At 69.4% G+C, this 23282-nt stretch carries 22 protein-coding genes; 12 read left to right on the top strand and 10 right to left on the bottom strand.

The annotated features are described in order from the left end of the window. The first annotated feature begins 21 nt into the window (after window positions 1–21). Window positions 22–1425 (top strand): Si-specific NAD(P)(+) transhydrogenase, encoded by a 1404-nt coding sequence (gene sthA, locus JYJ93_RS14980; protein ID WP_206791624.1) that lies wholly within the window; start codon window positions 22–24, stop codon window positions 1423–1425. A 15-nt stretch (window positions 1426–1440) separates the two neighbouring features. Here sthA and JYJ93_RS14975 read toward each other — a convergent pair whose 3' ends face one another. Continuing rightward, window positions 1441–1779 (bottom strand): hypothetical protein, encoded by a 339-nt coding sequence (locus JYJ93_RS14975; RefSeq protein ID WP_206791615.1) that lies wholly within the window; start codon window positions 1777–1779, stop codon window positions 1441–1443. 10 nt (window positions 1780–1789) lie between these two features. Continuing rightward, on the bottom strand, window positions 1790–2152 hold the full coding sequence (locus JYJ93_RS14970; protein ID WP_120528677.1) for a nuclear transport factor 2 family protein: 363 nt from the start codon (window positions 2150–2152) through the stop codon (window positions 1790–1792). Between the two features lie 157 nt (window positions 2153–2309). On the opposite strand from JYJ93_RS14970, the gene fusA reads away from it, so the two are divergent. The 3 genes from fusA (at window position 2310) to JYJ93_RS14955 (ending at window position 7495) form a co-directional block, all read left to right on the top strand. Then, window positions 2310–4427 carry an elongation factor G gene (fusA, locus tag JYJ93_RS14965; protein ID WP_206791613.1) on the top strand — a complete coding sequence of 706 codons (2118 nt, stop codon included), beginning with the start codon at window positions 2310–2312 and terminating at the stop codon, window positions 4425–4427. Window positions 4428–4530: 103 nt separating this feature from the next. Continuing rightward, entirely contained in the window at window positions 4531–6471 is a 1941-nt protein-coding gene (locus JYJ93_RS14960; protein WP_206791611.1) for an ABC-F family ATP-binding cassette domain-containing protein, read from the top strand. 202 nt (window positions 6472–6673) lie between these two features. Then, the gene (locus JYJ93_RS14955) at window positions 6674–7495 is read left to right on the top strand and encodes a flagellar motor protein MotB (RefSeq protein ID WP_242543814.1); all 822 of its coding nucleotides are present in this window, start codon (window positions 6674–6676) and stop codon (window positions 7493–7495) included. Between the two features lie 8 nt (window positions 7496–7503). Here the strand turns inward: JYJ93_RS14955 and JYJ93_RS14950 are convergent, their stop codons facing one another. The 3 genes from JYJ93_RS14950 to JYJ93_RS14940 form a co-directional block, all read right to left on the bottom strand. Further along, the gene (locus JYJ93_RS14950; protein ID WP_206791607.1) at window positions 7504–9399 is read right to left on the bottom strand and encodes an OPT family oligopeptide transporter; all 1896 of its coding nucleotides are present in this window, start codon (window positions 9397–9399) and stop codon (window positions 7504–7506) included. A 69-nt stretch (window positions 9400–9468) separates the two neighbouring features. Continuing rightward, complete coding sequence (locus tag JYJ93_RS14945) at window positions 9469–9951, bottom strand: peptidylprolyl isomerase (RefSeq protein WP_206791606.1); 483 nt, start codon at window positions 9949–9951, stop codon at window positions 9469–9471. A 74-nt stretch (window positions 9952–10025) separates the two neighbouring features. Then, window positions 10026–11306 carry a dicarboxylate/amino acid:cation symporter gene (locus JYJ93_RS14940; protein ID WP_206791604.1) on the bottom strand — a complete coding sequence of 427 codons (1281 nt, stop codon included), beginning with the start codon at window positions 11304–11306 and terminating at the stop codon, window positions 10026–10028. A gap of 71 nt (window positions 11307–11377) precedes the next feature. Here JYJ93_RS14940 and JYJ93_RS14935 point away from each other — a divergent pair, with 71 nt between their 5' ends. Beyond that, window positions 11378–12016: a hypothetical protein gene (locus JYJ93_RS14935; RefSeq protein WP_206791601.1), complete on the top strand. Its 639-nt coding sequence runs from the start codon at window positions 11378–11380 to the stop codon at window positions 12014–12016. Here JYJ93_RS14935 and JYJ93_RS14930 read toward each other — a convergent pair. After that, window positions 11995–12768, bottom strand: coding sequence for a DNA methyltransferase (locus JYJ93_RS14930; protein ID WP_206791599.1), 774 nt, complete (start codon window positions 12766–12768; stop codon window positions 11995–11997). The two genes, JYJ93_RS14935 and JYJ93_RS14930, sit on opposite strands and share 22 nt — an antisense overlap. Window positions 12769–12834: 66 nt before the next feature. Here JYJ93_RS14930 and JYJ93_RS14925 point away from each other — a divergent pair, with 66 nt between their 5' ends. Together JYJ93_RS14925 and JYJ93_RS14920 are read left to right on the top strand one after the other, a co-directional pair. Beyond that, entirely contained in the window at window positions 12835–13620 is a 786-nt protein-coding gene (locus JYJ93_RS14925; protein WP_206791597.1) for a hypothetical protein, read from the top strand. A 47-nt stretch (window positions 13621–13667) separates the two neighbouring features. After that, on the top strand, window positions 13668–14522 hold the full coding sequence (locus JYJ93_RS14920) for a DUF3396 domain-containing protein (protein WP_206791595.1): 855 nt from the start codon (window positions 13668–13670) through the stop codon (window positions 14520–14522). Between the two features lie 14 nt (window positions 14523–14536). Here the strand turns inward: JYJ93_RS14920 and JYJ93_RS14915 are convergent, their stop codons facing one another. The 4 genes from JYJ93_RS14915 to JYJ93_RS14900 form a co-directional block, all read right to left on the bottom strand. Beyond that, window positions 14537–15445, bottom strand: coding sequence for a DUF2381 family protein (locus tag JYJ93_RS14915; RefSeq protein ID WP_206791593.1), 909 nt, complete (start codon window positions 15443–15445; stop codon window positions 14537–14539). Between the two features lie 122 nt (window positions 15446–15567). Beyond that, window positions 15568–17442: a serine/threonine-protein kinase gene (locus tag JYJ93_RS14910; RefSeq protein WP_206791591.1), complete on the bottom strand. Its 1875-nt coding sequence runs from the start codon at window positions 17440–17442 to the stop codon at window positions 15568–15570. A gap of 366 nt (window positions 17443–17808) precedes the next feature. Beyond that, window positions 17809–18978, bottom strand: coding sequence for a TfuA-like protein (locus tag JYJ93_RS14905; RefSeq protein WP_206791582.1), 1170 nt, complete (start codon window positions 18976–18978; stop codon window positions 17809–17811). 86 nt (window positions 18979–19064) lie between these two features. After that, window positions 19065–20219, bottom strand: coding sequence for a YcaO-like family protein (locus tag JYJ93_RS14900; protein ID WP_206800315.1), 1155 nt, complete (start codon window positions 20217–20219; stop codon window positions 19065–19067). Window positions 20220–20339: 120 nt separating this feature from the next. Between JYJ93_RS14900 and JYJ93_RS14895 the strand changes: the two genes are divergently transcribed. The 5 genes from JYJ93_RS14895 (at window position 20340) to JYJ93_RS14875 (ending at window position 23276) form a co-directional block, all read left to right on the top strand. Next, window positions 20340–20816, top strand: a complete 477-nt coding sequence (locus JYJ93_RS14895) for a peroxiredoxin (RefSeq protein ID WP_206791581.1) — start codon at window positions 20340–20342, stop codon at window positions 20814–20816. Window positions 20817–20966: 150 nt separating this feature from the next. After that, complete coding sequence (locus JYJ93_RS14890; RefSeq protein WP_206791579.1) at window positions 20967–21539, top strand: sigma-70 family RNA polymerase sigma factor; 573 nt, start codon at window positions 20967–20969, stop codon at window positions 21537–21539. Further along, on the top strand, window positions 21539–22078 hold the full coding sequence (locus JYJ93_RS14885) for a zf-HC2 domain-containing protein (protein ID WP_206791577.1): 540 nt from the start codon (window positions 21539–21541) through the stop codon (window positions 22076–22078). The genes JYJ93_RS14890 and JYJ93_RS14885 overlap by 1 nt, the downstream gene beginning before the upstream one ends. 5 nt (window positions 22079–22083) lie before the next feature. Further along, window positions 22084–22572: a hypothetical protein gene (locus JYJ93_RS14880; protein WP_206800314.1), complete on the top strand. Its 489-nt coding sequence runs from the start codon at window positions 22084–22086 to the stop codon at window positions 22570–22572. A 128-nt stretch (window positions 22573–22700) separates the two neighbouring features. Next, complete coding sequence (locus tag JYJ93_RS14875; protein WP_206791575.1) at window positions 22701–23276, top strand: DUF4136 domain-containing protein; 576 nt, start codon at window positions 22701–22703, stop codon at window positions 23274–23276. Window positions 23277–23282: the final 6 nt, after the last annotated feature.

The following is a 23282-nucleotide window of genomic DNA, read 5'->3' as shown; positions in this document are numbered from 1 at the left end:
GCCTGGGGTTAGGGTGGGCCCATGGCGGACTTCGACCTGGTGGTCATCGGCTCAGGCCCCGCGGGTGAATGGGGCGCGGTGCAGGCCTCGCTCGCGGGGAAGCGGGTGGCGGTGGTGGAGCGGGAGCCGGTGCTCGGCGGCACCGCGGCCAACACCGGCACCCTCCCCTCCAAGACGCTGCGCGAGACAGCGCTGCACCTGTCCGGCTTCAAGGCGCGCGGCCTCTACAGCGTGGACGCGACGCTGCGCCACGAGGCCACCGTCTCCGACTTCCTCTTCCGCGAGCGCCGCGTGAAGCAGATGGAGCGAGAGCGCATCCACAAGAACCTCCAGCGCCACGGCGTGACGCTGTTCCAGGGCGCCGGCTCCTTCGTGGACGCGAACACCGTCGCGGTGAAGCGCGAGGGCGCGGAGGTCGCCCGGCTCACCGCCGGCACCGTCCTCATCGCCACCGGCTCCACGCCCTACCGCCCGCCGATGTACCCCTTCGGCGACCCGCGCGTGCACGACTCGGATGAGATCCTCGACATCACCACCCTGCCCCGCACGCTGGTGGTGGTGGGCGGCGGCGTCATCGGCTGCGAGTACGCGTGCATGTTCGCCGCGCTGGGCATCCCGGTGACGCTGGTGGAGGTGAAGAACGACCTGCTCAACTTCCTGGACGCGGAGATCGGCCAACTGCTCCGCGACTGCATGGAGACGCTGGGCGTCCGGCTGCGCCTGGGCCAGACGGTGGAGTCCGCGCACGTGCCGGAGTCCCACACGGAGCCCATCCGCCTGAAGCTGTCCACGGGCGAGGTCCTGGAGGCGGATCAGGTGCTGGTCGCCTCCGGCCGCACCGCGAACACCGCGGGCCTGGGCATCGAGGCGCTGGGCGTGAAGCAGGGCAAGCGCGGCCAGATTGAAGTGGGGCTCGCGTACCAGACGGCCGTGCCGCACATCTATGCGGTGGGGGACGTCATCGGCTTCCCCGCGCTGGCCTCCACGTCCATGGAACAGGCCCGCATCGCGGTGGAGCACGCCTTCGGCCCGGGCAAGCGCACGCTCACGCCCATCCTGCCCTACGGCATCTACACCATCCCGGAGGTGTCCATGGCCGGCGACTCGGAGGAGTCGCTGCGCGCGCGGAGCGTCCCCTACGTCGTCGGCCGCGCCACCTTCGACACCAACCCGCGCGGGCAGATCATCGGGGAGAAGCAGGGCCTGCTGAAGCTGCTCTTCCACCGCGACGACCTGAAGCTCCTGGGCGTGCACGTGCTGGGAGAGCAGGCCTCGGAGCTGGTGCACGTGGGGCTCACCGCGCTGCTCACCGGCGCCACCGCGCAGCTCTTCGTGGAGACCTGCTTCAACTACCCGACGCTGTCGGAGGCCTACAAGGCCGCCACCTACGACGCGTTGGATCAGGTCCGCGTGAGCAGCGCCTGATTCAACGCGGAGCCGCTAGCGCGAGTCCTTGAGGCTGCCCACCGTGAGGCCCGACTCGCGGGGGGCCACCCGGTTCACCCCGTCCGAGGACACCCGGGCCAGCGGGGGCGCGGCGGCGGGTGCCAGGGCCTTCGAGGCCGCGACCCTGGGGGCCGCCCCCTTCGAACCGCCGCCCTGCCCCGGCGCGCCCTGGAGCAGCGAGCGGATCCGCTCCCAGCGGACCTTCTCCTCCGCCACCAGCCGCACCAGCTCCTCGCGGGCGCCCGCGTCCGGCAGGTCCGCGGCGGCCGCCGCCACCTTGTCCATGAAGGGCAGCAGGTATCCGAAGTCCCGGTCGAAATTGGGGGTCGCCATGGGGGGCACCTTAGCCGTGGTAGACCCGCGACGCGACGATGCGCCCGCCCTTCACCTCCAGCACCTCCGCCACCGGCAGGGGCGCTTCATTGGGGGCGTGGCGCAGGTACTCCATGAACACCCGGTCCCCGTCCGCCGTGAGGGCCGTCTCCTCGTAGCGCAGACCCGGCAGCCGGGCGATGGCGTCCCTCCACCACCGCTCCAGGGCCGGCCGGCCCACCAGGCGCCCGCCCGTCTCCGGGTGCAGGACGCGAATCTTGGGCGAGGTGTGTGTTGCATCCTCCGCGTACAGCGCCACCAGCGCGGTGACGTCGTGGGCGTTGAAGGCCTTGAGCCATGCCCGGGCCAGGGAGAAGTTTTCGCTCGCGCTCATTGTTATGAGACCTCAGTCGGAACAGGGACAGCGGAAAGTAGGCGGATGTACGCCCCGCGTCATGCGGATTTGTCTGGTAACTGGGTCCTGTGGGAAGTAAGGGCCCCGCCTGCTCTGTTCCCTCAGGCAATTTTTTCAATCGAAGAAGGACCGGATCGTGGCCTCCAACGTACCCATCGAGAAGATTCGTAACATCGGTATCTCCGCCCACATCGACTCGGGCAAGACGACGCTGTCCGAGCGCATCCTGTTCTACACGGGCAAGATCCACGAGATCCACGAGGTCCGCGGCAAGGACGGCGTGGGCGCGGTCATGGACTCGATGGACTTGGAGCGTGAGAAGGGCATCACCATCCAGTCCGCCGCCACGTACGCGATGTGGGGCGACTTCAACATCAACCTGATCGACACCCCGGGACACGTGGACTTCACCATCGAGGTGGAGCGCGCGCTCCGCGTCCTCGACGGTGCCATCCTGGTGCTCTGCTCCGTGTCGGGCGTGCAGTCGCAGTCCATCACGGTGGACCGCCAGATGAAGCGCTACAAGGTTCCGCGCATCGCGTTCATCAACAAGATGGACCGCTCGGGCGCGAACTACGATCGCGTCGCCGCGCAGCTGAAGGAGAAGCTGGGCCACCACGCGGTGAAGCTCCAGTACCCCATCGGCGCGGAGGACCGCTTCCAGGGCCTCATCGACCTGCTCTCGATGAAGGCGTTCTACTTCGACGGCGAGAACGGCGAGCACATTCGCGAGGAGGCCATCCCCGCGGACATGCTGGACGAGGCCAAGCTGCGCCGTGACGAGATGATCGAGGGCATCGCCAACGTCGACGACGAGCTGGGCGAGGTCTTCCTCATGGACCCGGGCTCCATCACCGAGGAGCAGCTGCGCGCCGCCGTGCGCCGCGCCACCATCGCGCTGAAGATGACGCCGGTGATGTGCGGCTCCGCGTACAAGAACAAGGGCGTGCAGCTGCTGCTCAACGCGGTGTGCAGCTACCTGCCCAACCCCAAGGAAGCGACCAACGAGGCGCTCGACCAGAAGAACAACGAGGCCAAGGTCATCCTGGAGTCGGACCCGGCCAAGCCCTTCGTCGGTCTGGCGTTCAAGCTGGAAGACGGCCGCTACGGCCAGCTCACCTACATGCGCATCTACCAGGGCAAGGTGAGCAAGGGTGACTTCATCATCAACCAGGTGAACCAGAAGAAGGTCAAGGTTCCGCGCATCGTCCGCATGCACGCGTCGGAAATGCACGACGTGAACGAGGCCACGGCCGGCGACATCGTCGCGCTGTTCGGCATCGAGTGCGCCTCCGGCGACACGTTCACCGACGGCACCGTGCAGTACACGATGACGTCCATGTTCGTGCCGGACGCGGTCATCTCCCTGGCGGTGACGCCGAAGAACCGCGACACGCTGGCGAACTTCTCCAAGGCGCTCAACCGCTTCCACAAGGAAGACCCCACCTTCCGCGTGCGCCGTGACGAAGAGTCCGCGCAGACCATCATCAGCGGCATGGGCGAGCTCCACCTGGAGATCTACATCGAGCGCATGAAGCGCGAGTACAACTGCGAGGTGGTCGCCGGTAAGCCCCAGGTGGCGTACCGCGAGACCATCTCCCAGAAGGGCGAGTTCGCGTACACGCACAAGAAGCAGACCGGTGGTTCGGGTCAGTTCGCGCGCGTGTGCGGCTACGTGGAGCCCCTGCCCTCGGACGCCGTGCAGCAGTACGAGTTCGTGGACGACATCGTCGGTGGCTCCATCCCGCGCGAGTTCATCCCCGCGTGCGACAAGGGCTTCCAGGAGGCCGTGAAGAAGGGCAGCCTCATCGGCTTCCCCGTGGTGGGCCTGCGCGTGGTCATCAACGACGGCGCCTTCCACGCGGTCGACTCGTCCGAAATGGCGTTCAAGACGGCCGCCATCATGGGCTTCCGCGAGGGCTACGCCGCCGCCAAGCCGGTCATCCTCGAGCCGATCATGAAGGTCGAAGTCACGGCTCCGGAAGACTTCCAGGGTTCCGTCGTGGGCCAGCTGAACCAGCGCCGCGGCACCATCCTGGAGACGGGCACCGCGGAAGGCTACGTCACGGCCGTGGCGGAAGTGCCGCTGAACACGATGTTCGGCTACTCCACCGACCTGCGCTCCGCCACCCAGGGCAAGGGCGAGTTCACGATGGAGTTCTCCAAGTACATGCCGGTCCCCCGCAACGAGGCGGAGGCCCTGATGACGCAGTACAAGGAGAAGCAGGCCGCGGAGCAGGCTGCCCGCAAGTAGTCCGGGTGCCCACGCCGCACTGGCTGTAGGAAGGGCGCTCCCCGCTTCAAGTGGGGGGCGCCCTTTCGCTTTTCCCCTCCCCCTTTTCGAAAGGTTCCTTTCCGTGACGCTGCTTCGCGCCGCCAACGTCCAGCTCGCCTTCGGCAGCCGCACCGTCTTCGAGGGCCTCACCTTCACCATCGAGGAGGGCGAGCGCGTGGGCCTCGTGGGCGTCAACGGCTCCGGCAAGTCGTCCCTGATGAAGATATTGGCCGGCGCGGCGAAACCGGACCTGGGCGAGCTGCAGCTGCGCCGGGGCGCGCGCGTCACCTACCTGCCCCAGGAGCCGGAGTTCCCCGAAGGCGCCACCGTGCAAAGCGAGCTCGCCGTGTCCCAGGCGCCGCTGAAGGAGGCGCTGGACGCTCACGCGGAGCTGTCCCGGAAGCTGGAGGCGGACCCCGCGCACGCGACCCCGAAGATGCTGGAGCAGCTGTCCGCGCTGAGCGACCGCATTGAGCAGGCGGGCGGCTGGGACACGGAGCACCACGCGAAGACGCTGCTGGACCGCCTGGGCGTGAAGGACTGGGACCGTCCGGTGGCGCAGCTGTCCGGAGGCCTGCGCAAGCGCGTGGCCATTGCCCGGGCGCTGCTCACGCGCCCGGACCTGCTGCTTTTGGACGAGCCCACCAACCACCTGGACGCGGACACCGTGGACTGGCTGGAGGACGAGCTGGACAAGCTGCCCGGGGCGCTCCTGCTCGTCACGCACGACCGCTACTTCCTGGACGACCTGGTGGACCGCATCGTGGAGATCCAGCCCGGCGGCGGCCTCGTCTCCTACCCCGGCAACTACGCGGCCTACGTGGAGCAGAAGCTCGTGGCCCAGGAGAACGCGGAGACGGCGGAGCACAAGCGCGGCCGCTGGATTGCCCAGGAGGTGGCCTGGCTGCGCAAGGGCCCGGAGGCGCGGCGCACCAAGAGCAAGGCCCGCATCGAGCGGGCGCAGAAGCTGCTGGCGGAGAAGGGCTTCCAGCGCCCCAAGGTGGCGGACTTGAAGGTGGTGGCCGCGCCCCGGCTGGGCCACACCGTCATCGAGGCCGAAGGGCTGAAGAAGTCCTTCGGTGACCGCAAGGTGCTGGACGGCGTGGACTTCCGGCTCCAGCGCGGCGAGCGCGTGGGCTTCCTGGGCCCCAACGGCGTGGGCAAGACGACCTTCCTGCGCGTGCTGCTGGGCGAAATCCCGGCGGACAGCGGCAAGCTCGTCATCGGGAAGAACACGAAGGTCGCCTACTACGATCAGCAGCGCGCCCAGCTGGACCCGGAGCAGACGGTGTACGACGCGGCCTCCAACGGCGAGGACCACGTGGAGCTGGCGGACCGGAAGGTGGCCCTGCGCGACTACCTGGAGGACCTGCTCTTCCCGGTGCCCATGCAGCGCATGAAGGTGGGCGCGCTGTCCGGCGGCGAGCGCAACCGGCTGCTGCTGGCGCGGCTCTTCTTGGAAGGCGCCAACGTGCTGGTGCTGGACGAGCCCACCAACGACCTGGACATCGTCACCCTCAACATCCTGGAGCGGCTGCTCCTGGACTTCGCGGGCAGCACCCTGCTGGTGACGCACGACCGGTACTTCCTCGACAAGGTGGCCACCGCCATCCTCTCCTTCGACGGAGAGGGCAAGGTCACCCGCTACGAGGGCAACTACGACATGTACAAGCGGCTGCGCGAGCAGTCGCAGGCCGCCGCGCTCAAGGCCGCCGCCGCGCAGAAGAAGGACGAGCAGAAGAAGGACGAGCCCCGCGAGGAGCCCGCCCAGAAGCCCGCGCAGAAGAAGCCCGGGAAGCTCTCCTACAAGGACCAGCGCGAGCTGGACGGCATGGAGGCCACCATCGAGGCCGCGGAGAAGCGCAAGGCGGAGCTGGAGGCGAAGCTGGCCGACCCCACCGTCTACAGCCAGGGCTCCAAGGTCGCGGAAGTCAACCAGGCCCTGGAGGCCACCACCGCCGAAGTGGACCGGCTCTATACGCGATGGCAGGAATTGCAGGACCTGGCGGCGGGAACTGCCTGACGCGGCGATATTTGCGCGGGGCAACCATCAATCGGTGGCACCCGTGCATGATTTTCGCGGCGAGGGACTCTGGCTAGAGTCCGCGTCCCTCCGCCTCGGGAGTCGTCACGTGTTTCGTCCGGCCTCGGTCCTCGCCGCTGCCCTGCTGTCCGTCCCCTTCTCCGCCCACGCCCTGGAAAGCGGCCCCAAGAGTCCGCTGCCCATGTTCGACCTGCAACGCCTGCGCCTGGACCCGGCGGCGCTGGGGTCGCTGGTGGTGGGGACGGGCCGGACGCTGGAGTCGGGGCAACTGCGCGTGGCGTTGAACTACCACTACGAGCAGCTGCCCATGCACTTCCAGACGCGCTGGGAGCCCGGCGAGGGCACGGGCCTGGTCGAGAACAAGATGACCGCCCATTTGACGGTGGGCCTCGGCATCCTGTCCTGGCTGGAGGTGGGCGGTGAGCTGCCCTTCGTCCTGACGCAGGGGGGGAAGCCCACGCTGGAGTACTACGGGCCGAACACCGGGGGCATCGCCACGCCCTGGCTGACGGCCCGGGCGGCGCTGCTGCGCCAGTCGAAGGGCGCCCCCATCAACCTGTCGGTGGGGCTCACCGCGGGGCTGCCGGTGGGCAGCCGCGAGGCGCAGGCGCACGAGGACTACGCGTGGCAGCCGCGTCTGCAATTGGGCTACGTGGGCGAGGGCTTCCAGGTGGGCGGCGAGGCCGGCGTCTTCCTGCGCAAGCGCCAGGACCTGGGCCCGGTGTCCTACGACCCGAAAGACATCGTGGGCAATGAGCTGCGATTGGGCGCCACGGTGACGTCGCTGCACGGCGAGACGACGCGCGGCGAGGTGAGCGTGATTACCGGCATCCCGCTGAACGGGGGCCGGGTGGGGGCGGAGCTGCTCATCGCCATCCGCCGCCACGCCCTGTCCACCCTGGACCTGTACGTGATGGGCGGCCCGGGCGTGGGCGCGGGGTTCGACACGCCCACCTTCCGCTTCGTCGCGGGCGTGTCCTGGGCCACCAGCAAGGTGGACTGAGCCGTCCCCTACTTGGGCATGAAGCCGAAGGCCTTCACCATCGCGATGGCGATGCCCAGCAGGCTTTCGCCCGCGATGAAGCCGGAGCTGACGGGCAGCACCGCGTCCTCCGCGAGCTTCGGCTTCACTCGCCGGATGAACGCCGCCAGCGCCGCGCCCACGAAGAGGCTGATGGAGCTGGAGCCGGGGATGACGATGGCCAGCCCCAGGCCGGACGCGGTGGGGATGAAGGCCTTCACCTTCGGATGGGCCCAGCGCTCCAGCAGCACCAGCGTGATGCCCAGGAGCGCGCCGCACAGGGCGCCCATGCGCGCGGTGGGGTGCAGCGCGGACACGCCCGAGGCGAGCATCTTCGACACGCCGGCCCAGACCATGGACGCGGGCGCGGGGAACTGCTCCGTGCCCAGCACGTCCGCGGTGGGCACCAGCAGCTTGAAGATGGGCACCACCACCAGGGCGCCCGCGACCACGCCGAACAGCTGCGCGAAGAACTGCTGACGCGGAGACGCGCCCAACAGCCACCCGGACTTGAGGTCCGTGAGCAGGTCCGCCGAGTGCAGCCCCACGCCGCCCGTGGCGTTGGCGCTCATCACGTTGGCGGGGATGTTGCCCGGCGCCAGGCCTCCGAAGATGAGCTGGGTGACGGGGCCCAGCGCCTTGGTGGGCGTGGTGTCCGTCTCCCCCGTCACGCGCGACGCGATGACGCCCATGACCACCGCCAGCGGGAGCGCGAGGACGCCCGCCCACCAGGGAATCTGGAACAGGTAGGCCATGAGGAAGACGGCCACCGGCCCCAGGAGCGCGAAGCCCAGGGGGAACCACGCCGGGGGGCACTCGATGTCCGCCAGCGGATCCTCGCGAGCGCCCTCCTTGGGCTTCATCCCCACCAGCCCGCCCAGCGCGGAGAACGAGCGCACCACGCTCTTCCACTGGAAGGCAAAGGACAGCAGGCCGGACGACACCAGCACCGCGGAGCCCGTCCACAGGGACCAGCTGTTGATGGCCTTGTACGTCACCTCCGGGATGACGCCCTGGGAGACCATGGCCGGCGCGAGGAAGCCGTAGTTGAGGATGGCGCCCAGCAACATGGACCAGCCGGTGCGGAAGTTCACCAGCGCGCCCGCGCCGATGAGCAGCAGGCTGAAGTCGAAGGACAGGGACCACTTGCCCGCTTCACGGCCCAGGATGCTGAACGGCAGGCTCACCTTCTCCGGCAGGTTCTTCAGCCAGGTGAAGCGCGCGTCGCGCACCAGCACCAGCAACGCGCCCACCAGTCCCGCCAGGCCCAGCAGGCGCGACTTGCGGCGGGCCACATCGCCGTGGCCGTGCAGCGCGCGGATGGTCTCCGCCGTGGCCGTGCCCGTGGGGAACGGGAGCGCTTCGATGTTGATGAGCTGGCGCTTGATGGGGATGGCGGCGAAGACGCCCAGCGCGGAGATGACGGCGAACCACACCATCAGCCAGCCGGAGGACGGCAGCGTGCCGGTGAGCATCAGGAGCGCGGGCACCGCGGCCATGTTGCCGCCGCCCGTCATGTAGCCCGCGGCGGACGCCACGGAGCCCATGGCGTTGTTCTCCAGGTCGGTGAACTCGTTGCGCAAGAGCTTCAGCGAGCGCAGCGTGCCGAACACCGCGAAGGCCAGGATGCACGCGGTGATGGTGACGCCCAGGCTCCAGCCCGTCTTGAGGATGACGTAGAGGTTGGACAGGCACATCACCGCGCCAATGAGCATGCCCGCGATGACGGCGCGCACGGTGAGCTGCCGCGCGCCGCCCTGGTAGACGTGCTCCCGCCAGTACAGCTCCGGATCCATGGCCGCGGAGGCACCGGGCCGGTCGGGGACGGCGCCGGGGTCGGGCGCGGGGACGCGGAGCTGGCTGGGGTTCGGGACGGGAGGAACCATGGGGGGCGCAAGATAGTGCACGCCCCCCGGGGTCACGAAACGCTCCGTGCCCCACGGATGGAAAAGGCACTACCCGTGCGCGCCGCCCGGCCCGTGGACGTGGCCGTGCGCCAGCTCTTCCTGCGTCGCGTCACGCACTTCGCGCACGGTGACGTCGAAGTGGAGCGTCTTGCCCGCGAGCGGGTGGTTCAGGTCCACCACGACGTGGTCCGGGTTCACGGCGATGATGCGCAGGGGAACGTCGCCGTCCTCCGTCTGGGCCATCAGCGTGCCGCCCACCTGCGGCAGGTACGTGGTGGGCAGCATGGTGCGGGGGACGTTGCGAACGCCCTCCGGCTTGTGGATGCCGTAGCCCTGCTCCGGAGTGATCACCACCTGCTTGCTGTCCCCCACGCCCAGGCCGTCCAGCGCGCTCTCCAGGCCGGGGACGATCTGCTTGTGCCCGTGCAGATAGGCGAGCGGCTGGTTCGGGGCGCTCTGGTCGATGATCTGCCCATCACCCAGGTGGAGGCGGTAGTCGAGCGCGACGACGCGACCGTTCGAGACTTTCATGCGGCTCAAGCTCCTTGGCTTCGTGGGACGGCGGATGGGACTTCGGTCAAAGTTGGAAACGGGGTGACGCCACGTCAGGCGGCGGAGGACGACTCCGCCGCCTCCTCGCCGACCGGCCGGTCGGGGGGCTCGCCGCGCGACACGTACACCGCGGCGGCCAGGTCTCCGGTGACGTTGAGCACGGTGCGGCACATGTCCAGGAAGCGGTCCACGCCGAGGATGAGGCCCAGGCCCTCCACGGGGATGTGGAACATGCCGAGGATCATCGCGATGACGGGGATGGAGCCCGCCGGCACGCCCGCGGTGCCAATGCCCGCCAGCACGCAGATGAACATGATGGTCGCCTGCTGCGTGAGCCCCAGCGGGACGCCATACACCTGCGCGAGGAAGAGGACGGTGACGCCCTCGAAGAGCGCGGTGCCGTTCTGGTTCATCGCGGAGCCGGCGGTGAGCACGAAGCGCGACACGTTGCGCGGCAGCTTGAGGTTTTCTTCCGCCACCTTGAGGGCGGTGGGCAGCGTGGCGCTGGAGGAGGACGTGGAGAACGCGGTGACGATGGCCAGCCGGCAGGAGCGGAAGAACTCCACCGGGTTGAGGCCGCCCAGGAAGCGCACGGACAGCGAGTACATGACGAACATGTGGATGCCCAACGCCAGCAGCACCACGCCCACGTACGACGCCAGCTGTCCCAGGATGTGGAAGCCCAGGCGCGCCGTCATGGAGAACAGCAGCGCGCCCACGCCCACGGGGGCCAGTTTGAGCACCCCGTCGATGAGCTTCATCATCACGTCGTAGAGGCCCTGGACGACGTCCTTGAGCCGCTGCGCGGGCTCCCCCGGCGTGAGCGCCAGGCCCAGGCCGAAGATGAGCGAGAAGACGATGAGGCCAATCATGTCCCCGTCCGCCGCGGCCTTCAGCGGGTTGGTGGGCACCATGGACATGAAGAGCGCGCCCGCGGAGGTGTCCCCGGGGGGCGGCGCGGCCTTGATGGTCGTGCCCGTGCGGGCCAGGGCGCGGGCCTCGTCGCTCAGGCCGTCGCCGGGCCTGAGCGTGTTGACGAGGAGCAGGCCGATGACCACGGAGATGACGGAGAAGACGACGGTGTAGCCCAGCGTGCGGGCGCCCAGGCGGCCCACCTGCTTCAGGTCCAGCTCCGCCACGCCCACCACGAGCGCGGAGAACAGGAGCGGCACGACGAGCATCAGGAGCAGGCGGATGAAGATCTGCCCCAGGGGGTTGGTGACGTGCTCGACGCTCCAGGTGAGCCAGTCCGCGCTCCCGAACACGGCGTTGCAGACGAGCCCGGCCGCCGCGCCGACAGAAATCCCGAGGAGCATCTTCTGATGGGGCTTCATGAGGGGGCGAAGCCTACCGGTGAAAGGGGGTGGCGCCCACCTCGCGTTCAGGAGAAAGCTTCCGCCCCATCGTGGAACCCCTCGTCCAGCTCACCGAGCCCGCCCTGCCCCCGCCCCTCTTCCAGCGGCTGTCCCGCCGCGTGGGGGACCTGAAGGGGGAGCGCCTGCGTCACACGTACCAGACGACGTTCTGGTACGCCTTCGGGCCTCCGGAGAACGTGGTGGAGGAGGTCATCCACACGCTGCGGCCCCGGGTGACGAAGGGCTGGAAGATTTCTGGTGTGGAGTGGTGGCTGTCGCGGATGCGGGCCACGGACGTGCGGGTGGACTTCCACCAGGACCGGGACGAGCGGCTGGCGTTGGCCACGGGCAAGCTGGTGCACCCGGTGCGCTCGTCGGTGTTGTTCCTCAACCGGGTGCGGGGCGGCGCGCTGGCGGTGACGCGGGAGCTGCCGTGTGACGACAACCCGTCGCTCGCGCCGGAGCGGTTGGAGGACCTGACGCTGGTGGCGCCGCGCCCCAACCGGCTGGTGGTGTTCGACGGGACGCTGACGCACGGGGTGCTGGACGCGAACAACCAGGTCCCGGACGGCAAGCTGCAGGGGCCTTCACGCGAGCGGCGCACGCTGGTGATGAACTGGTGGGGCCACCGTCCCACGGACGTGCCCCGGTGGAGCGAAACGCGCTTCTACCGGGCGCTGGCCAGCTGACGGGCGGTCTCGCGCAGGCGGTGGGTGACGCGCTCGGCCCACTCGGGTTCGACCTCCATGCAGGCGGGGCGGCGGCCCAGGCGCAGGGCGGCGGAGGGCATGGAGCCGCTGCCGGCGAAGGGGTCCAGCACCGTCTCGCCGGGGCGGCTCCAGGTGCGGACCAGGGGCTCCAGCACGGAGAAGGGCTTGTGGTGCGGGTGGCCGCCCCACTGCGTGGCCTCGGCGTCATCGTCGTAGCCGCCGACGACGGCCCACACGGTGGGGGCGTCTCCGGGGGCGAGCTGCGGCGCGGGCGTGCGGGCGATGACGAGGGCGACCTCGTAGACGCGCAGCAGCTGCTCGTTGGCGTTCTTGTCGGTGGTGCGCTTGCCCCAGACGTATTCGCCGCGCAGGTGGGTGTAGCCCAGGCCGTGGGCGGCGGTGAGGATGGGCTCCTTGCCCAGCAGGTTGGTCCAGATGATGAGGGGCGCGTCGGGGGTGAGGTGCGCGGTGGCGCGGGTGAGCCAGGCCTCGGAGAAGACGCGGTAGTCGCGCACGGACTCGAAGCGCACGATGGGGTTGCGGTCGATCTTCTTGTTCGCGCGGGGGTCGCGCAGGTCCCCGCCCTTGCGGCGCCGGGTGAGCAGGCAATAGGGCGGGTCCGTGTGGAGCAGCGAGGCGCGGGTGTCGCCGAGGGCGGCCCGGTAGCCCTCGGGCTCGCGCGCGTCGGCGCGGACGCAGCGCAGGGATTCGGGCGTGAGGTCGGAGGTCATCGTGTGGAGCCGCACCCTACCCGGCATGGGGACGGGGGCGGCGGGATTCTGGCACGCTCGGCGGCCATGCGGGTTCGTCACATCGAGGCCGTGCTGGGCTGGCTGCTGCTCTGCGGGTGCCACTCCGCGGGCGGCGTCCCGGCGCGGCGGGAGTACCAGCAGACGCTGGATTCGGGCACGAACGCGTGCCGGCACAACCCCGCCTACTGCGCGGTCATGCCCGCGAGCGTTCGAACCACGGCACAAGCCGGTGCATCCGTGGCAGGGGCGCTGAAGGTCATGGATGCGGCGACCCAAAGCCGCCTGCATGACATCTTGAAGAAGTGCGCGACCCTGGCGGACCAGGAGGTGAACCTGCGGTTGCTCGACGGCAAGACGCCCACGGCGCAGCAGTGCGAGGAGCAGGTCGGGACGGATGCGGCGGGCAAACCCATCACCCGGGCCATGCAGTTGGGCCGGGAGAAGCACGAGGTGGCCCTCCGCTGCGTTCAGGAGCACCTGTCCGTTGAGCGGCCCGGTGGCTTCAGCCTGGAACAGCGGTACGGCTACGACATGAGGACGGGAGCGCTCCGACTGATCACCCGCGCGGAAGCAGAAGCGTGGCTTCGGTCCGGACAGGCGGGCCAGCTTCTGGGCACGCTCATTCCGGACGTCGTCATCCATCTGGGAGATCCGCTTGCCCCCGAAGATGCGTTCGACTTCAAGTTTCCTTGCCCCATCAGTAACTCCGCGAGTTGGCGGCGCTATCCCCGCAACCATCCTTACGAGGGGAGGACACAAGGTCAGATGTATGAGCAGGCCTTGGGCATTCGTCCCTGGCTTGTCGTCCCCATCCTTGGAGCATCCCAGTGACTCGCTCTCATCCCCGCATCAGGATTCGCGCAGGGCACGGAGGCATGTTGCTCCGGGATGGCGTCAACATTGCCTTCTACTTGAGGCATTCGCACCAGGACATTACCCAGCGCATTGAACACGCCCTCCATGTGTTTCAGCAGGCCATCGCCCCGGCATCCCTGAGTTGGTATTGCGACTACGAAGGGGATTTCCACGAGCTCGACAGCACCGGGCGCGAGTTCCTCGAGCATGAATTCCATGCCCCCCACTTCGCCTATGTTCGACTGGCGGACCACGTCAACGGCGTGGGCGACTACAAATTCTTCTATAACGGCCAGTGGAGGGAGCAGCCTGATTCCCGTGACGCGGCACGGAGGTTGAGCACCGTCAGCTTCTGGCTCCCCACGGAGTTCCTGGAGGCGCAAGGGTCGCCTGTCGTCCACGAGCTGGCGCTGAAACTCTCAGCGGACCTGCCGTTTGCCTCCGGGCATGCGGGACTCGCATTCAATGGCCAGCTCGACCTCCTGGGTGTCGGCGACCTGGTTCATCGCGAACGCCTGCTCCATCCCGGAATGGATGTCCCGGATGAGTCCGCATCTCATTACCTGGGCCAATGCGTTCCCGGCGTCCATTGGATGAACTTCCTGGGTCCCCCGGTGCTCACGGAGCTGGGGGGCGTGGAGGCTCTTCGTGGACGGCTCAGGAGCCCTGGCACGACGGTGCAGTCGCTGCCCGGTGGGCGTGCGGTCATCACCCTGGGAAGTGAACCTGACGCGGGAGACGTGACGCAGAGCCCCGTGCTACCGGCCTACCGTGAGCTGGCCCGCGTCCTGGAGCCCTGGCTGTACTTCCAGGGCGACTCCCGCCGCTGGCGAGACACCGAAGCACAACGTCGATGGGAGCGCCGGTTCCTGGACTGAGCGGGGCTTCAGGCTCAGGGGAAGTTGATGCCACTCCACCGCGCCGTCCGGACGCCATCCACATCCGTGACGCTCAGTTGATAGCCATCTAGCTCCGCGTTGTTGACATCGAACTCCAGGACCAAGGTCGCCTGAGACTCGTCCGTGATGGGGCCGGACTGAAAAGGCGGAAAGGATTGCCACTCCTTTCCCTTCCGGTCCACCAGCACGGCTTTCCCAATGGTCCATGGCTTCTTGTCGGCCGTCCTCAGCAACAACTGCACGGCCCTCCGCGGGCCCGACGTGAACACCGCACCTCTCTCAACCTGGAATGAGCACGGGCGCCTGCAGTTGATGCGCATCCACTTACCGTCGACCCCAATGCCAGGAAGCGACGTCGAGGCGATCAGGAGCCCCCGAAGGCCCATCGGCTCACGCGCGCCCTCTCCCGAGGAAACGTGTTCCTGCCGCAAGCGCTCGATTTCCGCGCGAAGTTGCTGCACTTCCTGGTGGTACGACTCCGCGGAACGCGCCCGCCGGTAGACCTCCACCTGCCGATCCACGGCACCTGAATCCACCACCAAGGTCAAAGACAACATCGAGGGAAGCGCCGAGTCCGTAGCCTTGAAGGGAATGGACAGCTTCAAGCGGTCCCCGCCCTGCAAGTCATTGGACGGAACGAGCACGAGAACGGAACTGCCCGTGCTCACCCGTGCGAACCGTGCTCGTGACTCCAGGCTCAGTTGGTCCTGCTGGATGTCGGTATCGAAGAGGAGCGTCGTGCTGACCCCAGGCCCGATGTGGATGGGGCGCGTCCCCTGGCCGTCCGCTCCCACTTCCATCCGGAGCGTCCCCTCAACCGCATCGTTCCCGACGGGAGGAGCCGCCAATACATGAGTCGACCAGAGAAGAACCGGAAGCGCGACGAACAGACAGGAGGGCACGGTGGGGAGGGCTCCTCGAACCGGGGCAGCAGGAGTTCCCTTCTATCACGGGGCGTTTCGCGTACCCGCTGTTCGCGGATGACTCACCTCCACGAGTAGGCACCGATGCGGCGAAGTGCCGACTACCTGGGCTCGTAGTACACGTTGAGACGCTTGACCCCCACCACACCGTACAACTGGTTCGGGACCCACCGGGTCGTGGCGGTGTCCGGGGTGTAGCCCTGGTCGTTCACCGGGTGGCCAAATTGACCGTTCTCCTCGTCAATGTACTCCATGCAAATGGGGAAGACCCTCCCGTCAGGTAGGGTGGCCTCCGTGAACAGCAGTCGGGTGATCAGCGGATCGAAAATCGCGCGGCCCTTCACGATCGTCCCTATCGGCAAGGCACCGCGCCTCGCCGCCGCATTATGGACGATGCCCTGGATGGGCCCTTCACGGACCTCCCTCTCGAACCTCTCCGCCTCCTTCAGCCAGAGGCCGTGCCAGATTTTGAAGCCGGACTTCAACTCCACCATGGCCTCCTTGGCTCCCGCCGGGCACGGTTCGCTCTGATCCTGGCGGGTGTTGGCACCACCGCCCGCGCATGACACGCCCACGCAGGCCGCTACGGCCGCTCCAGCGACCTTCCGCATGACACCGCCGTCCGCTCGCGGGAGTTTCACGGACGGGGTCGCAATCTCGGTGGGCGCGGGCGGAGTCGGCTCCGCCGCAGCGGAAACACCCGCATCCGGCGAAGACGCCACCGCGAGCACGGCGGCATCGGGAAGACTCGGGGCTGGTGTCACGGACGAACTTCCTTTCTCAGACACAGGCGCTACGACAGGTGGAGGCCGGTCCGGCGTCAGTCGCGCCAGCCCGAAGATCAAGAAGCCCAGCAGGAGTACTCCCAGACCGAGCACCGCCCCGTTGCGACGGCGCCGCTTCGGCTCGACGGCCTTCGCGGGTGAGGACGGCTCCGCGGGCGCTGACTCCCGGGCTTGCGCTGTCAGCACCGGAGCGCTCCCGGGGAACTTGGACAGCGATACGACACCCCGGTCCAACCCGGCTTCATCTGGGGCCGCTGGGACGTCCAGCGAGACCTTCCAGTCCGAGTGGCGCTTGTCCTTGGCCGCATCCCAGAGCGCCTGCAGCAGCGTCTCCGTCCCCGAGTAGCGATCCTCGGGGCGCTTGGAGAGCAGCCGCATCGCGATGTCCGAGAGGCTGGAGGGGACCTTGGGGTTGATGTCCTTCGGCGCTCTCGGCACCACCGTTTCGATGGCGGGCAGCAACCGTTCGTAGGGCAGGCGTGGGTCGAAGGCGTAGCCGTCCGTCAGGGACTCGTAGAGCAGCGCGCCCAGCGCATACAGGTCGCCCGGGATGCCCGCATCGAAGTTCGCTCCGGACTTCCAGGAGCCTTCGCGCAGGAAGGTCACGCACTCGGGCGGCAGCAGGTGCGGCGACGCGGGCGCGACACCCACGGTCAGCGTGGAGGCCCCCGGGATGCGCGCAGTGCCCAGGTCGATGAGGATGGGGCGCTCATCCAGGCGGCGGATCAGCAGGTTGTCCGCCTTGAGGTCGCGGTGGTGCACACCCCGCCGGTGGAGATCCGCCACCACCCGCACGACCTCCGTGTAGACGGTCAGCAGGTGCGCGGCGGAGGGCTTCACCCGCCAGCGCCACTCGTGGAACGTCTCGCCGTCCACGAAGTCCGTGACGTGGAAGAGGTAGCCGTCCGGTGGCTCCGGCCAGCGATCCACGGCGTGCACGCGCGGCAGGTTGGGATGCGGCGCGCACGCGAGCAGCGCCGCCACCTCCCGCGCGAGCCGTCCGTTGACGTCCTCTTCATCGCTGGCGTGCTGGTTCGCCGGACGCAACGCGAGCTTCAGCGCGTAGACGTTCCCACCCCGCTCCACCTTGAACACCCGGCCGAAGCCTCCCGCGCCGAGCGTCCCGACGATCCGCCAGGGGCCGACACTGTGGCCGACTTCAAGCTGGTCCGGGTGGAGCGGCGTGGTCATGACCCTGGCTCAAGCCGTGACACAACCTGGGAGGTGGGGACGGCCATGCGGGTTTTCAGGACCGGCGAGGGCGACTTCCCTGCCACACCCCACCGCGGAGGTCGGATTCCCCGCAATCCGCGAGCGTGCCCGGCCGATGACGGCGCGGACCCACTTGGCGGAACCACCCAGGGAGCGGTGTTCAATGCGGACAACCTCCGGGGTTGACCCTATCTGGCCCTGCGGGGCTGTCACGTTTTTTCGTGACGCAGCAGGGGGGTCGACCCTGAACAGGCGTCCAACCCGCCAGGCAGCCTGAGGTTCGTGAAACAGGTTTCAGCCCGTCCGGATGTGACGGCCCCCTGTCTGGGATTGCGCGGGGGCCGGCTATTCGCCTTCGTCGGACGCGTCGTCCGCCTCCGCCAGCGCTCGGGCAGCCTGCTCCCACTGGCCTCCCAGTCGCGCCTCGGAAGCCAGGGCTTCGTCCCAGGAGGGACCATCCGGCAGCAGGCGCGACGCGTGCTTCAAGGCCAGGCGCTCCAGCGCGCGGGCTTCGCACAAGCGGCGAAGCTCCAGCGCGTCGAGCCCGTTCGCGGCGAGGAAGGCCTCACGGCGCGAGGCACGAACGTTCCGCTCGTTCCACCACGCGGCCTCCTCCGCGGCGATCTCCTCCTCGGTCGCGTCGAGCCCCAGCGAACGCGCCCAGCCCGCGAGCAACGCCCGCCGCAGGCCCGCCTCCGCCCAGGACTCCGCGTCGGGCGCGCCGCGCAGCAGTTCCATCACGCGCCCGGAGTCCACGGCGCGCGAGCCCACGCGCGTCACGTCCTCCATCAGGCGCCGGCGCCGCACCAGCGACGAAGGATTGCGCCGCGCTCCAGGTTGCATCGGAGGCGCACGGCGCACGAACTCCGAGCCCGCGCGCACGCACTCGATGGCGTCCAGCCGCTTGAGGTCCTCCACGCCGCCCGCGAACCAGGCGTCCCAGGCGTCACGCACGGACCGGGTCCACGCGGGCTCCACGGCCTCGCGGATCCGGGGCCAGGTGCGCTCCTGGTAGAAGATGCCCGAGGCCGCGTCCACCAGGGCCTGTGCCCCCGAACGGCCCAATACGCGCGCCTTCCGCGCCAGCTCCGCCGCGTGCCGCACGTTCACCAGGGGAACGGTGAGCGGACGCCAACCGTGTTCGGCGTCCGCGTGCAGCAGCGCCACTTCCGAGTCGTCCACCGCCACGCCGTCGCGATACCAGCCGAAGATGCGGCCCACGCCGACCACGCCGTGTTCGGACAGCTCCGAGGCCCGCAGCGCGCCCATGCTCCCGCCGCCGAAGACGGCTACACCGGCCTCCAGCGCCGCGAGCAGCTCGTGATGCCACACGGACGGCTGCGCCTCGAAGACGCCGTCCACCAGCACCAGCGCGCGGGGCTTGAGCGACAGCGCCCGCCAGACGTCTCCCTGCCGCGCGGGAGGCAACACCGTGCACGGCCCGATCCGCCGCGCCTCTGCCGCGGGCAACGAAGGCCCCAGGAACACCACCAGGTCGTCCGGCCGGCGCTTCACGCGGCTTCCATCACGAACAGGCCCGCCCGCCGCATCCGCGACGCCAGCAACCACGGCCCCTGAACCCTTCACACCGGACCGCCGCTTCACAGGAGCTCCGAGACGCGCATGCCCGGCACCACGACCTTCCACACGTGCAACCCGGGCACCGGTGCATCCAGCGCCACGCCTGCCACCTGCGTGAACCCCGCGCCGTCCAGCAGCGACAACACCGTGCGCACCTTCGCCGCCGCGGTCTTCGCGCGCCGGTCCAGCGCGTCCGGCATCGCGTCCACTCCGCGACGGGGTCTCACTTCGGACAGCGCCTGCGCGAACCCCAGCGCCGCATCACGGTCCGCCGCCGCCACGTCCTCACGGGCTCCGTGGATGTCCGTAAGCCTCGATTGCGCCGCTTCCAGCAAGGCCTTCAGCAACGCCTCATCCCGGTCCAGCGCGCACGCGTAGCCGGCCGTGAGCGGCACCGGCCCTTCGTCCGCGTCCACCAGCACCGCCGCCGCCACGGGCAGCCCCACCCTCCCCTTCGTCCGGGGCGCGGGCGTCACATCGAAGAGGTAGGCCCGAAACCCCTGGGCCTTCAGCGCGTCCCTCAGCGCCGCCGTGCGCGGGGCCCCGTCCTCCAGGTCCTCCGGCCGCAGCATCCGCCCCACCACGCCCTCCTCCGACCAGCCCTCCGGCAGGGCCCGCGACAACTGGTCACGCTCCGTGGCCTCCAGCAGCGCGTGCAGCAGCGCCGGGTCCGACTCCGGATGCGCACCGGAGCCATTCGTCGTCCACGCCACCGACACCGGCCCCAGCGCCACCGTCCCGGAAGGCGGGCAGTACACCCCCTGCGCCGGCACCCAGACCCGCTCGTCCCCGACCAGCGTCCGGGCCTCGCACCACGCCAGCCGCACCGCCGGCCCCGCGAGCCTTGGCGCCACCACCGCGCCCGCCGACCCGAGCGACTCCACGCCCCAGACGGTGTCGCCCGCCCTCTCCAACTCCGCCTGGGAGCCCCAGCGCAGCCGCTCCGGCCGCACCGTCTCCGCCGCCCACAGCTCCGCGGTCTCGAAGAGCGCGCCCCGGGCCGCGGCCTCGAACGTCAGCCCCTTGCCATTACACACCTGGAGCACGTGTCCGCCCGGACGCACCGCGCAGGCGACCTCCACGCCGGTGCGGTCCAGGCCGGTGACCCGGGCGACCCGGGTCACTCCCAGGCCCCGGGCCAGGGCATCGAGGAAGGCGGGGGAGATGGATTCCATCAAGGCAGGCGACACGGAGGGGCACCTTAGCGGACACCCGGCGCGGCGCGGCATGGGATGACGGGGAAAACGTGGTAGGGGAAGGGCAGCCCCGCCGTCTCGGGATGGAGCGCGCATCGAATGATTGCCGTCGGAGAACTCGCACCGGACTTCGCAGCGACCGGCTGCCACGGGCAGACCGTTCGATTGTCGGAGCTGCGAGGCCGGCGCGTCGTGCTCTTCTTCTTCCCCCGCGCCTTCACCGTGGGGTGCACCATCGAGAACCGCGCCTTCAGGGACAACCACGAGCGGATCCGCTCGCTGGGCGCGGAGCTTGTCGGCGTCTCCGTGGACACGCTCACCACCCAGTGCGACTTCGCTGAACAGGAGGGCATCCACTTCGCCCTCCTGGGAGACGACGAGCGGCGCATCAGCCGCGCCTGGGGCGTGCTGTGGCCGGTCCTCAACATCGACCGGCGCGTCACCTTCATCATCGGCGCGGACGGCGTCGTCGAACACGTCATCCACCACGAGGTGCGCGTCTACCGCCACCTGGACGACGTGCTCAAATACCTCCAGGCCCACCCCACCCCGGGCGGCGACACCGCCTCCGCCTGAGGCCTAGGGCCCGCCCGCCTGCCCGGTACCGGACGTCTCCCCCACATCTCCAAAAGCGAAAAACGGACCGGAAAATAACCTTCCGTCCCCTGGAGGGTTGGAGCCCCTGTGAGCGGACGGGTCCTAGGACTGGTGCGGCCCGGTGGGGCCGTGAGCGCTCTCTCGGATGAGGCCCTGTGCGGGGCCTTCCTCGCGGGGGACGCGACGGCGTTCGGCCAGCTCTTCGAACGGCACCGGGGCCTCGTCTTCTCGCTGATGCGCCGCTACACCGTGAGCGCGGAGGACGCGGCGGACCTGACGCAGCAGGCGTTCCTCCGGGCCCTGGAAGCATCGCGGCGGGTGTTCGCGCGCTTCACGCCCACCACGCCCACGCCGTTCCGTTCGTGGCTGGTGCGGGTGGCGCTCAACCTGGCGAAGAACCACGCGCGCCAGGGGCTGCGGTGGCGGCCGGTGCTGGTGGAGTCGGTGACGGATGACGTGGCGGCGGACATGAGCGAGGGCGCGGACGCGTCGCTGGAGCGCACCCAGCAGGGCCAACGGGTGCGCCAGGCGGTGCTCGCCCTGCCCCGCCGTCAGCGCGAGGTGCTGACGCTGCGCGTGGACGGCGGTCTGCCGTTCAAGGACATCGCGGAGACGCTGGGCATCACGGAGAACAACGCGAAGGTGCAGTTCCACCTCGCGGTGAAACGGTTGAAGGCCGACGTGGCCGGGGAGACGCGGTGATGGGTGCGTGCGTGGAATACGAGGAGCAGGCGAGCCTCCACGCCGCGGAGGCGCTGGAGGGCGAGGAGGCCGCGCGCTTCCAGGCCCACCTGGAGTCCTGCGCGGCCTGTCAGGCGGAGGTGGCCTCCGCTCGCGAGGTCCTGGGCCTGGTGGCGCTGCCGCCCCAGACGCCCGTGGAGGTACGCGCGCAGGACGGTCTGGGCGCGAGGACCCTCGCGGCCTGGCGCCGGGAGCAGACGCGCCGGGGGATGGGACGCCGGGCGCTGGGTTCGCTCGCGGCCGTGGCGGCGGTGGTGGCGCTGATGCTGGGGCCGTCCGCGCTGGAGCGGCTCAAGGCGCCCCCCCCGGTGGCGACGCCGGCCTCCGTGCCGTCCGCGAGCGCCCGCGACGACGTGGACGCGGAGACGCTGGCCGCCTTCGAGGCGTGGGCCGGGTTGGATCCGCTGGAGGATGACGGCTCGGGGTACGGCTTGGATGAGGACCTGTCGTGGGATGACTCCGGCCTGGACGGGGACTTCGACCTGGGAGAGACACTGTGAAGACGATGAAGCGGATGACCTGGGCGCTCGTGTTCGCGCTGCCGATGATGGCGCTGGCGCAGCCCGGGCCGAAGGATGCGGGCGCGCGCGACTCCGACCGCATGGCCCGGGCCGAGCAGCGGCTGCGGCTGCGGCAGGTGCTGGAGCTGGCGGACACGCTGGAGCTGGACAGCGCGCAGGCCCTGAAGATGGATGAGACGCTGCGCCGCTTCGAGGACCGGCGCCGTCCGCTGCGGGAGCAGGTGCGGGACTCGGCGCGCATCCTCCACCTGGCGTCGCGGGGCGACAGCGCGGCGCTGGGTCAGGTGGACGCGGCGGCGCAGAAGGTCTTCGACGCGCGCGCGCAGATCGCCGCGCTGGACCGGGAGCTGTACCAGGCGCTCGCCAGGGACCTGACCCCGGAGAAGCGCGCGCGGCTGGCCGTGGTCATGGCCCGCTCCGAGGGCATGAAGGGACTGAAGGCCAAGGGACCGAAGCAATCGCGCGGCGACTGAGGACGTCCCTCCCCAAGGTCGGAGGCGGACGGGCGGGCACGGCCAGTCCGCCCCGGGGGGCATCCCCAACGTCATGGCGTTGACCGCGTCCCCCCCCAAGGGACGCCCCCCTCCTCCTGGAGTCCGCCATGCGTCTGCTGTCCCGTGTTCTTCCCGTGCTCGTGGGCCTGGGGCTCGCGTCCTGCGCGGGCGTCGATGTCGGCACCAACTACGACCCCGCCGCCGTCCAGCGCATCAACGAGTTCCACACGTATGCGTGGCTGACGCATCCCCAGCAGACGAAGGACTCGCGCATCAACAACGACATCACCGAGTCCCAGGTGACGGGCGCGGTGGACCGCGACCTCCAGGCCCGCGGCTACCAGAAGGTGGATGCGAGCGCGAACCCGGACTTCCTCATCGGCTGGCAGGGTGCCATCGACACGCGGCTGTCTGCGGAGACGGTGGACAACTACTGGGGCTACCCGTGGGATCCGTTCTGGGGTTCGTACTACGGGCCCTCGGAGACGTATGTGCGCCAGTACGACGTGGGAACGCTCATCCTCGACGTGGTGGACGCGAAGGAGAAGAAGCTCGTCTGGCGCGGCACGGCCCAGGCGAACCTGGGCGACAGCCCGAGCGCCCAGACCAACAGTGGCAAGATTGAAAAAGGCGTGGAGAAGATGCTGAAGGACTTCCCGCCCGAGCCGAAGGAGAAGAAGTAGGCGCGC

Source organism: Corallococcus sp. NCSPR001 (assembly GCF_017309135.1).
Lineage (GTDB): Bacteria > Myxococcota > Myxococcia > Myxococcales > Myxococcaceae > Corallococcus.
This window is presented reverse-complemented; position numbering and strand designations above follow the sequence as displayed.